The 8,838-nt window shown below is 72.7% G+C and carries 10 protein-coding genes and 8 tRNA genes; 9 read left to right on the top strand and 9 right to left on the bottom strand.

Annotated features, from left to right (window positions below; genetic code table 11):
- Nucleotides 1-424: 424 nt before the first annotated feature.
- Nucleotides 425-643 carry a hypothetical protein gene (locus V7793_RS27850; RefSeq protein ID WP_058045240.1) on the top strand — a complete coding sequence of 73 codons (219 nt, stop codon included), beginning with the start codon at nucleotides 425-427 and terminating at the stop codon, nucleotides 641-643.
- A gap of 270 nt (nucleotides 644-913) precedes the next feature.
- Here the strand turns inward: V7793_RS27850 and V7793_RS27845 are convergent.
- The 6 genes from V7793_RS27845 to V7793_RS27820 all read right to left on the bottom strand — a co-directional run bounded on the left by V7793_RS27845 (nucleotide 914) and on the right by V7793_RS27820 (nucleotide 1,460).
- Nucleotides 914-985, bottom strand: a tRNA-Val gene (locus tag V7793_RS27845).
- A 20-nt stretch (nucleotides 986-1,005) separates the two neighbouring features.
- Nucleotides 1,006-1,080: transfer RNA gene (locus V7793_RS27840), tRNA-Val, on the bottom strand.
- A 30-nt stretch (nucleotides 1,081-1,110) separates the two neighbouring features.
- Nucleotides 1,111-1,182: transfer RNA gene (locus V7793_RS27835), tRNA-Val, on the bottom strand.
- A 20-nt stretch (nucleotides 1,183-1,202) separates the two neighbouring features.
- Nucleotides 1,203-1,277 (bottom strand) — tRNA-Val (locus V7793_RS27830).
- 1 nt (nucleotide 1,278) lies between these two features.
- Nucleotides 1,279-1,352, bottom strand: a tRNA-Cys gene (locus V7793_RS27825).
- A 35-nt stretch (nucleotides 1,353-1,387) separates the two neighbouring features.
- Nucleotides 1,388-1,460 (bottom strand) — tRNA-Gly (locus V7793_RS27820).
- Nucleotides 1,461-1,635: 175 nt separating this feature from the next.
- Between V7793_RS27820 and V7793_RS27815 the strand changes: the two genes are divergently transcribed.
- The 3 genes from V7793_RS27815 to V7793_RS27805 all read left to right on the top strand — a co-directional run bounded on the left by V7793_RS27815 (nucleotide 1,636) and on the right by V7793_RS27805 (nucleotide 4,435).
- Nucleotides 1,636-2,682: a chorismate-binding protein gene (locus V7793_RS27815; RefSeq protein WP_336011305.1), complete on the top strand. Its 1,047-nt coding sequence runs from the start codon at nucleotides 1,636-1,638 to the stop codon at nucleotides 2,680-2,682.
- Nucleotides 2,679-3,500, top strand: a complete 822-nt coding sequence (locus tag V7793_RS27810; protein WP_336011301.1) for an aminotransferase class IV — start codon at nucleotides 2,679-2,681, stop codon at nucleotides 3,498-3,500. The genes V7793_RS27815 and V7793_RS27810 overlap by 4 nt, the downstream gene beginning before the upstream one ends.
- Nucleotides 3,501-3,598: 98 nt before the next feature.
- Nucleotides 3,599-4,435, top strand: coding sequence for a GNAT family N-acetyltransferase (locus V7793_RS27805; protein ID WP_336011297.1), 837 nt, complete (start codon nucleotides 3,599-3,601; stop codon nucleotides 4,433-4,435).
- Nucleotides 4,436-4,600: 165 nt separating this feature from the next.
- Here V7793_RS27805 and V7793_RS27800 read toward each other — a convergent pair whose 3' ends face one another.
- Nucleotides 4,601-5,104, bottom strand: a complete 504-nt coding sequence (locus V7793_RS27800) for a DsbA family protein (RefSeq protein ID WP_336011295.1) — start codon at nucleotides 5,102-5,104, stop codon at nucleotides 4,601-4,603.
- Nucleotides 5,105-5,368: 264 nt separating this feature from the next.
- On the opposite strand from V7793_RS27800, the gene V7793_RS27795 reads away from it, so the two are divergent.
- Nucleotides 5,369-5,815 carry a hypothetical protein gene (locus V7793_RS27795; protein ID WP_168096724.1) on the top strand — a complete coding sequence of 149 codons (447 nt, stop codon included), beginning with the start codon at nucleotides 5,369-5,371 and terminating at the stop codon, nucleotides 5,813-5,815.
- Nucleotides 5,816-5,988: 173 nt separating this feature from the next.
- Here the strand turns inward: V7793_RS27795 and V7793_RS27790 are convergent, their stop codons facing one another.
- Together V7793_RS27790 and V7793_RS27785 are read right to left on the bottom strand one after the other, a co-directional pair.
- Entirely contained in the window at nucleotides 5,989-6,543 is a 555-nt protein-coding gene (locus V7793_RS27790; RefSeq protein WP_336011292.1) for a CGNR zinc finger domain-containing protein, read from the bottom strand.
- A 217-nt stretch (nucleotides 6,544-6,760) separates the two neighbouring features.
- Nucleotides 6,761-7,174: an SsgA family sporulation/cell division regulator gene (locus V7793_RS27785; protein WP_003959770.1), complete on the bottom strand. Its 414-nt coding sequence runs from the start codon at nucleotides 7,172-7,174 to the stop codon at nucleotides 6,761-6,763.
- 192 nt (nucleotides 7,175-7,366) lie between these two features.
- On the opposite strand from V7793_RS27785, the gene V7793_RS27780 reads away from it, so the two are divergent.
- The 4 genes from V7793_RS27780 to V7793_RS27765 all read left to right on the top strand — a co-directional run bounded on the left by V7793_RS27780 (nucleotide 7,367) and on the right by V7793_RS27765 (nucleotide 8,629).
- Nucleotides 7,367-7,810, top strand: a complete 444-nt coding sequence (locus V7793_RS27780; protein WP_168096722.1) for a TIGR02611 family protein — start codon at nucleotides 7,367-7,369, stop codon at nucleotides 7,808-7,810.
- Between the two features lie 58 nt (nucleotides 7,811-7,868).
- A tRNA-Val gene (locus V7793_RS27775) sits at nucleotides 7,869-7,940 on the top strand.
- A gap of 70 nt (nucleotides 7,941-8,010) precedes the next feature.
- Nucleotides 8,011-8,496: an SRPBCC family protein gene (locus V7793_RS27770; RefSeq protein ID WP_336011288.1), complete on the top strand. Its 486-nt coding sequence runs from the start codon at nucleotides 8,011-8,013 to the stop codon at nucleotides 8,494-8,496.
- A 61-nt stretch (nucleotides 8,497-8,557) separates the two neighbouring features.
- Nucleotides 8,558-8,629, top strand: a tRNA-Val gene (locus V7793_RS27765).
- Nucleotides 8,630-8,838 lie beyond the last annotated feature (209 nt).

The raw sequence follows: 8,838 nt of genomic DNA, 5'->3' as shown, positions 1-8,838 counted from the left end.
GGGGGATTGGGGCCGTGCCCGGCCCGGAGCCCCTCGTTCCTGCCGGGGCGGGAGGGGCGGCTGGGGCGTGTGCGGCAGGCAGGGGAGGGGCCGCCGGGACCGTGAAGATCGTTAAGGCCGGGGGCGGGGTGGAAGTGACCGAAGTCACCCCGGCCTGGAGGATTCCCGGCCGCCTCCGGCCGCCCCCTCCGGGAAGACCCCAAGGGCGGGGACGCCCGTGTCCAACCAGGGGAGTAGCCGCCCGGCGTCCGCTCATCCTCCCGGATGCCCGCCAATCGATACGAGGGCATGACGCCCGGCCGGGCCCGCGCCCCTAGTGTGGAGATCGAGCGGCGGGTGCAGCACTCGTCCCCCGAGGTCAGACGCCCGCCGCTCGTGCGACTTCACACGGCAGGGGACGGGCCCACACACCAGGAGCGGAACCATGGCGGACACGGCGGGACGTACGGTCATCCGGTCGCGCGGTCACCGGGCCGCCGACCTGGTCGCGGGCCTCTTCGCCCCCAGGCCCTCCGGCACCCGGCACCCGGCTGTCGCCGTGGCCATGGTGGTGCCCCTGGCGGCGTTCCTCGCCGTCCTCTTCGGCGGCTGGGACGCCGTCGTCACACAAGCGTCGTCCGTCGCCGGAATGCTGGGGCGCTGAGCGCCCCGGGCCCGGGAGAGCGGCCCGGGCCGGGGACAAGCCGGCGGATCAACCCCGTGGGGACGGGGGTACGGCGGACGGCACGAAGGGCCGGGCACCTGGGGAGGCGCCCGGCCCTTCGTATTGCCCTCCGCTTTTTCACCGGCCCTGCCGCCTGCGGAAACGACCCTTGCTGCTGCCTGCTGCCTGCTGCCTGCTGCCTGCTGCCTGCTGCCTGCAGAAACGGCCGGAGGCCGGAGCCCTTGAGCCCCGGCCTCCGGCCGATCGGTGTGCGCGATACTGGGATTGAACCAGTGACCTCTTCCGTGTCAGGGAAGCGCTCTCCCGCTGAGCTAATCGCGCGGGAGGGTCCGTGAAGACCCTGGTGGACGATACTGGGATTGAACCAGTGACCTCTTCCGTGTCAGGGAAGCGCTCTCCCGCTGAGCTAATCGTCCGGGACGCACTGCGTTTCCGCAGGTACAGCGTGCGCGATACTGGGATTGAACCAGTGACCTCTTCCGTGTCAGGGAAGCGCTCTCCCGCTGAGCTAATCGCGCGGGAAGGTCGGTGAAGACCCTGGTGGACGATACTGGGATTGAACCAGTGACCTCTTCCGTGTCAGGGAAGCGCTCTCCCGCTGAGCTAATCGTCCTTGGAGGTGGAGACGGGATTTGAACCCGTGTAGACGGCTTTGCAGGCCGTTGCCTCGCCTCTCGGCCACTCCACCAGGAGTGCGGGGGTTCGGGAAGATCCCCCAACTCGAGCGGACGACGAGACTCGAACTCGCGACATCCACCTTGGCAAGGTGGTGCTCTACCAACTGAGCTACGTCCGCAGTGTCTGTCCGGTTCGCTTCCGCGTCCCGGCGACGTGTTGAACTCTAGCGGATTCCAGCGCCAGCTCAAATTCCGTTTCCGCAGCGTGCTGCCCTGATTGTTCGCCCGGGCCGCTCCGGACGCCCCCGCCATAGACTCGATGACGTGCACAGCTTCCCCCCGAGCCTCCCTCCGATGGCCCGCTTCGGCGGCCTCCTCGCCACCGATCTGCGCGATGTCACCCGCGACCCGGCAGCCCTGGAGTCCACGGGCTGGTGGGCGGTGGTCGCGGACTTCGAGGGGCGGCTGACCTGCGCGCGCTTCGGCGACGTGCGGCCGGCCCCGCCCCGTCCCGCCGCCTCCGCCCAGTGGCGCGGCCCGGCCGCCGGGGACTGGACCAGCTCCCTGGACCGCGCCGCCTACACCGCGGGCGTCCGCCGCATCCGCGAGCACATCGCGGCCGGCGAGGTCTACCAGGCGAACCTCTGCCGCGTCCTCAGCGCGCCCCTGCCCGACCCCGCAGCGGCCGACGTCGACGCCCTCACCGCCCTCCTCGCGCGCGACAACCCTGCCCCCTACGCGGGCTGCGTCCGCCTGCCCGCCCACGGCGTCGAGGTCGCCACCGCCTCTCCCGAGCTCTATCTGCGCCGCACCGGCCGCACCGTCGAGTCCGGCCCGATCAAGGGCACCGGCCGCACCGCCGCCGACCTGCTGGAGAAGGACCACGCCGAGAACGTGATGATCGTGGACCTCGTCCGCAACGACCTCGGGCGCGTCTGCGCCACCGGCTCCGTGACCGTCCCCGCGCTCTGCGCGGTCGAGCCCCACCCCGGGCTGGTCCACCTCGTCTCCACCGTGCGCGGCAGGATCGCCGACGGAGCCGGGTGGGCCGAGCTGTTCTCGGCCACCTTCCCGCCCGGCTCGGTCACCGGCGCCCCCAAGGAGAGCGCCCTGCAGATCATCCGGGCCCTGGAGACGGCCCCCCGCGGCCCCTACTGCGGCGGCGTCGGCTGGGTCGACGCCGACCGCGGCACCGGCCAGCTCGCCGTCGGGATCCGCACCTTCTGGATCGACCGCACCGCGGCCCCCGGCCCCGTCCTCCGCTTCGGCACCGGCGCCGGCATCACCTGGGGCTCCGACCCCGAGCGCGAGTGGGCCGAGACGGAGCTCAAGGCTTCGCGGCTGCTCGCGATAGCGTCGGGCTCCGGCATCCACCAGCCGCTCGGAGGGACGATACGGTGACGATCTGGCTCAACGGTTCGCTGCAGGACGCCGACGGCGCGCGCGTCTCGGTCCTCGACCACGGTCTGACCGTCGGCGACGGCGTCTTCGAGACGCTCAAGGCCGTCCAGGGCCGCCCCTTCGCCCTCACCCGCCACCTCGCCAGGCTGACCGCCTCCGCCCGCGCCCTGGGCCTTCCCGAGCCCGACCTCCAGGAGATCCGGCACGCCTGCGCGGCCGTCCTCGACGCCAACCCCATGCCGCTCGGGCGGCTGCGCATCACCTACACCGGCGGCCTCGCCCCCCTCGGCTCCGAGCGCGGCGAGGCCCGGCCCACCCTCGTCGTCGCCGTCGCCGGGACGTCCCGGCGCCCCGACACCACCGCCGTCGTGACCGTGCCCTGGACCCGCAACGAACGCGGCGCGCTCGCCGGCATCAAGTCCACCTCCTACGGCGAGAACGTCGTCGCCCTCGCCCGCGCCAAGGAGCACGGCGCCGGCGAGGCACTGCTCGCCAACACGGCCGGGGCGCTGTGCGAGGGCACCGCCTCCAACGTCTTCGTCGTCCTCGACGGCGAGCTGCACACCCCGCCCCTCGCCTCCGGGTGCCTCGCCGGCATCACCCGTGCCCTCGTCCTGGAGTGGACCGGGGCCAAGGAGACGAACCTGCCCTACGACGTCCTGGAGCGCGCCGAGGAGGTCTTCCTGACCTCCACCCTCCGCGACGTCCAGGCCGTGCGCGCCGTCGACGGCCGTGAACTGCCCGCCGCCCCCGGTCCGGTGACCGCCAAGGCCGCCCGGACCTTCGACGAGCAGGCGGCGGCGGACCTCGACCCGTAGGGGCTGCAAGGGCTGCAAGGGCCGCCAGGGCTGCGAGGGCGCACACCGCTCCCCGTAAACCCCGTGACGCGCGGGCGCCGGGCCGGTACAACACCAAGGTGACCACCACCCTGCGGCCCACCGCACCCGAGCAGCGCGGCCCCGGCGGCGCCCGGTCCCGCGCGTACGAGGTCTGCGTCAACAGCAGGCCCGTGGGCACCGTCGACCTCGCCACCGACCACCGCTTCGGCCATGCGGCCGGCCGCATCCTCCGGCTCTCCATCGACGAGCGCGACCGGCACCGCGGCCGCGGCACCGTCGCCGCGCTCGCCGCCGAGGAGGTGCTGCGCGGCTGGGGCTGCACCCGCATCGAGGTGTCCGTCGACGCCGGCGCCGAGGTCGGCCTCGGGCTCGCCGGCGCCCTCGGCTACGTCGAACGCAGCCGCACCATGGTCAAAACGCTGACCGCCGCCCCGCGGCTGCCCGAGGGCAGCGAGGGACGGCGGATGGCCGACGCCGAGTACGCCGGGTGGCGGGAGGAGTCCCGCGCCGGCTACGTGCGGGGCTGGACCGACCGCGGCGTCCCGGCCGAGCAGGCCCGCGCCAAGGCCGAGGCGGACGAGCGCGCGCTGCTGCCCGACGGCGCCGCCACCGCCGGCACCATGCTGCGCGTCCTCACCCACGAGGGCACTCCCGTCGGCACCCTCTGGGCGGCACTGCGCGACGGGGGCCCGGACGCACCGGACGCCTACGTCTACGACGTCGAGGTCGTACCCGAGCACCGGGGCCGCGGCCATGGCAGGTCCCTGATGCTGCTGGCGGAGGCCGAGGTTCTCGCGCACGGCGCGCGGACCCTCGGCCTCAACGTCTTCGCCGGCAACACCCCGGCACTGCGGCTGTACGAGTCGCTGGGCTACGTGCCCACGGAGTACCACTTGTACAAACCGCTGCTCTAGCGCCGTCCGGCGGTCCTGCGCCGCCGGGTACTTCACCGTTGCGGCGAGCACATTTCTTCCGCCGCAACGGCGAGCAACCACGACGTGGCGGAACGGCGGTGCCGAAGCGCGCCTCAGCCCGGGCGAAGCGCCGGACAGGCCTACGGACAGGCCTACGGGCAAGGCCTAACCGAGGAGACCGTCCACGATCTCCTCGATGCGCTCCCGCAGCCCGTCCTGGTTCTTGCTGCCGTCCAGCAGCTCGCCGCCGATGGCGTACGTGGGGGTGCCGGTCACGCCGATGGCCTTGCCCTCGGCCTGGTCCGCGTCGACGATCAGCATGTGCCGGCCGTCCACCAGGGCGGTGTCCAGCTCCTCGGCATCCAGCCCGAGCCCGCCGGCCACCTCGGCCAGCAGCTTCTCGCCGCGCTCGGCCAGCTCCTCGGCCCGCGCGAGCACGGCCTCGGCGTACGGCCAGCCCTGCCCCTGCTCGGCCGCCTCCTCGGCGGCCTGCGCGGCGGCGTAGGAGTGCTTGTGCTTCTCCAGGGGGAAGTGGCGCAGCCGCACGTCCAGCCGGTCGCCGTAGCGGGCGCGCAGCGCCCGCAGGTCGTCCAGGGCGGTACGGCAGTCGGTGCACTGCAGCTCGCACCACACGTCGAGGACGACGGGGGCGGTGTTGGTCTCGCTCATGCGGCCAGTCTTCCAGGCGGCGGGGGAGGCGGCCCTCCGGGTCTGCCGGGGCTTTCCCAGGGCCTCGTCAGGCCTCCTCAAGCCTCCTCGGCCGTTCTCAGGCCTTCCCGGCTTCCCGGCCCGTCCCGGATCCCTGCGGCATGCCCGGGCCGTCCGGGATGACCCCGAGATCTCCCTGAGCCCGGCGTCCGGCCATGGCCCGACCGGTCGCGCGGGGTGCACGATGGAAGGGCGAGCCCGCAAGCGAAGTCCAGGAGGAGCCCGATGCTGACCTCGACCATCTGTGCCGCGGTGTCCGCGGCGGGCCTCGGCATCGCCGCGCTGACGGCCTATCGCCGGCGCTTCCTCGCGGCGACGCGGATCGCGGCCTTCTCCCTCGTCCCCATCGGGCTGGTCCTGACCGGGATCGTGCAGTGGCTCACCGACGTCGTCTTCAAGCCGAGCGTCTGGGCCGGGTTCGGGATTCTCGCGCTCTCGGCCCTGCTGTTCGTGGTGAGCAGGGCGGCCGAGCGCCGCGGCGCCGGGGGAGGCCGCAAGGAGCGCAAGGCCGCGGCGGCCGCTGCGCAGCGCGATGCCATGGCCCCCGCCGCCTCCGCTCCGTCACTGGGCCCGGGCCGCGCCGCGGGCCGCCCGCAGGGCGGGGCGAAGAAATCGGGCGACGGTGAGGACTTCTCGGATATCGAGGCGATTCTCAAGAAGCACGGAATATGACGGACCATCCGATCAGTACACCGGGGTGCCGGTGCCGGGGGTGTGCCCGCGGACTGTTTTCCGGGTAATTCACCGGGTGCGTATTCGCCTGCCCGTATTTTCCTCGTGCGCCCGGTGGGGAATGGGGATTCCGCCCCGATTCCACCCCGGTATCGGGCTTGTTCTGCCCGGAATCAGACCGACGCGCCGGAGTCCGCGGACTCGGCGCCCCGGCGCCGCGCCCGGTAGGCGGCGACGTGCAGCCGGTTCCCGCACGTGCGCCCGTCGCAGTAACGGCGCGAGCGGTTGCGGGACAGGTCCACGAAGGCGTGCCCGCAGTCCGGTGCGTTGCACCGCCGCAGCCGGTCGCGCTCCCCGGCGACCAGCAGGAAGGCCAGCGCCATGGCGCCGTCCGCGGCGAGGTTCTCGGCCACCGCCGCGCCGGGCGCGAAGTAGTGCACGTGCCAGTCGTAGCCGTCGTGCGCGCTCAGCTGCGGCGTGGTGCCGGCCTCGGCCACCAGCTCGTTGATCAGCCGGGCCGCCTCGCCCGTGCTCGCGGCGTCGAAGATCCGTCCGAACCGCTCGCGTATCGAGCGCACCGCCGCGACATCGCGCTCCCGCAGCGCCTCGACCGTGATGATGCCGTGCCGCTCCGTGAAGGCGCGCAGCTCCGCCAGGTCCTGCGGACCCGCGTTGAGGAGGTCGACGACGGAGTCGAGCGCAGCCTTGGTGTCGTGGTTGATCTGCACGTTCGTACGCTCCCTGGCCGGACGGAGGCGGCAAGTGTTCGACCGCGGCCCACGACCTTACTGGCTGGGCGGCATCTGCGCGGCCCCCTCGTCGCGACGGCGCCGCCGGCCGCGGAACGTCCGCGGACGACGGCGCCGTGCCGTGCCCTGTGTGCGAGATGTGGCGCGCAGCCTCCCCGAGTGGGCTGGCGCGCTCCGGGTCAGCCCCGGCCCGGACTCAGCTCTCCGCCAGGATGTGGGAGAGCTCGGTGTCCAGGTCGAAGTGACGGTGCTCGGTGCCCGGCGGCACCGCGGCGTCCGTCCGCTTGAGGAAGGACTCCAGGGCCCGCGCAGGGGCCTCCAGCAGCGCCTCGCCCTCCGGGGAGCTCAGCGCGATGCACACGACGCCCTGACCGTGGCTGCGGGACGGCCAGACGCGGACGTCGCCGGTTCCGGTGGGTCGGTGCAGGCCTTCGGCGAGGAGGTCGCGGGCGAAGACCCATTCGACCGTCTCTTCGGCTCCGGTGTGGAAGGTGGCGTGCACGGCATACGGATCGGCCGTGTCGTACCGCAGGCCTGCGGGGACGGGCAGTGAGGATTCGCTCGACACGACGAGGCGCAAGTGCAGCTCGCAGCTGACCGTGGTGTTCATAAGCGCCAGGGCCTTTCGCTCAGTGTGCGCTCGGGGATTCGCACGTCGGCGAAATCGACATGCCACCTACGGTGCCGTTGTAAACCCCTCTGACCGTTTTGAGGCTGTTCGGATACCTCGGACGGCCCAGTCGCCGGACGGGGAATACCGCCATTCCGGTGAGTTCAGGATCGGTCCGGTAGGTTGGGGCTCATGAATGCGGAGAGTGACCGGCGGCAGGACGCCGCGGCGGGGGACGGGACGAAGGACGGGGGCGCGGCCGAGCCCGCCCTCGGCTCGCGCGCCCCCCACTTCATCAAGCGCTCGCGGCCCTTGCACGTGAGCTGGCAGGTGGGCGTCTTCATCGTCGGCCTGGCCGTCGTCGTCGCGGGCATCATCATGCTGCCCCTGCCCGGCCCGGGCTGGCTCGTGATCTTCGGAGGCATGGCCATCTGGGCGACGGAGTTCGTCTGGGCCCAGCTCGTGCTGCGCTGGACCAAGCGGAAGGTCACCGAGGCGGCCCAGCGCGCCCTCGACCCCCGGGTCCGGCGGCGCAACATCATCCTCACCGTGACGGGCCTGGTGATCGCCGGTGCCCTCGTCGGGATCTACCTCTGGAAGTTCGGCATGGTCATGCCGTGGAAGGTGGGCGGCTGACCGGCCCGCCGCCGGTTCAAAGCACCGTCTGACATGCGGTAATGTTTGCGGTGCGCCCGGGCGATTAGCTCAGCGGGAGAGCGCTTCGTTCACACCGAAGAGGTCACTGGTTCGATCCCAGTATCGCCCACACGACAGGACCGAGGGTCCGCAAGGTTCACCCCTTGCGGACCCTCGGTCTTTGGGTGTCCGCTGGCCCCATGCCCTTCCTGGCCACGGCCCTCGCCCCCGCCCACCGCTACCGCTTCCACGGCGCATGGGCCCTGGCCGCCCCGCCCGACACCGTCTACGCCCGCCTCGAAGCCGTGGACGGCTACCCCGCCTGGTGGCCGCAGGTCCGCGAGGTCGACCGGACCGACGCCGTCACCGGCACCGCCCGCGTGCGCTCCTTCCTCCCCTACGACCTGACCGTGGCCGTCCGCGCCTGCCGCCACGATCCCGTCGCCCGCATCCTCGAGATCGCCATGACCGGCGACATCGAGGGGTGGGCCCGCTGGACCGTCCTCCCGCACGGCCCCGCCGGCAGCACCGCCCGCTTCGAGCAGGACGTGGAGGCCCGCAAGCCCCTGCTCAGACGGCTCGCCCTGCCCGTCAGGCCCCTCTTCGTGGCCAACCACGCGTGGATGATGCACGCCGGCCGGCGCGGCCTGCGGGCCCTGCTGGCCGGCGGCACCCGGGGGATTTGATGGAGAGCCGCCGCGACCTGTATTGTTCAGTGCGTTGCCGGGGAAACCCCGCACGAATCCCGGGCGATTAGCTCAGCGGGAGAGCGCTTCGTTCACACCGAAGAGGTCACTGGTTCGATCCCAGTATCGCCCACACGCAGGCAAGGCCGGTCCGTCAACAGACGGACCGGCCTTGTGCGTTGCCCGTCCGCACGGCCGTATTCCGCACGCCCGTATTCCGCACGCCCGTATTCCGTACGCTCGTATTCCGTACGCTCGTGCGCCCGGCTCTCGCGACCCCCGGTGCGCCGCTCACGCCGCGGCCGGCAGCGACGGCCGCAGCGGCCAGGCCGGGTCGCACGC

It is taken from the genome of Streptomyces sp. KLMMK (assembly GCF_036961605.1).
Lineage (GTDB): Bacteria > Actinomycetota > Actinomycetes > Streptomycetales > Streptomycetaceae > Streptomyces > Streptomyces telluris.
This window is presented reverse-complemented; position numbering and strand designations above follow the sequence as displayed.

Bases quoted from the DNA above. Each gene is read 5' to 3' on its own strand.
- V7793_RS27850 (WP_058045240.1), top strand. From the start codon at position 425: ATGGCGGACACGGCGGGACGTACGGTCATCCGGTCGCGCGGTCACCGG.
- V7793_RS27815 (WP_336011305.1), top strand. From the start codon at position 1,636: ATGGCCCGCTTCGGCGGCCTCCTCGCCACCGATCTGCGCGATGTCACC.
- V7793_RS27800 (WP_336011295.1), bottom strand. From the start codon at position 5,104: ATGAGCGAGACCAACACCGCCCCCGTCGTCCTCGACGTGTGGTGCGAG.
- V7793_RS27795 (WP_168096724.1), top strand. From the start codon at position 5,369: ATGCTGACCTCGACCATCTGTGCCGCGGTGTCCGCGGCGGGCCTCGGC.
- V7793_RS27785 (WP_003959770.1), bottom strand. From the start codon at position 7,174: ATGAACACCACGGTCAGCTGCGAGCTGCACTTGCGCCTCGTCGTGTCG.
- V7793_RS27780 (WP_168096722.1), top strand. From the start codon at position 7,367: ATGAATGCGGAGAGTGACCGGCGGCAGGACGCCGCGGCGGGGGACGGG.
- V7793_RS27770 (WP_336011288.1), top strand. From the start codon at position 8,011: ATGCCCTTCCTGGCCACGGCCCTCGCCCCCGCCCACCGCTACCGCTTC.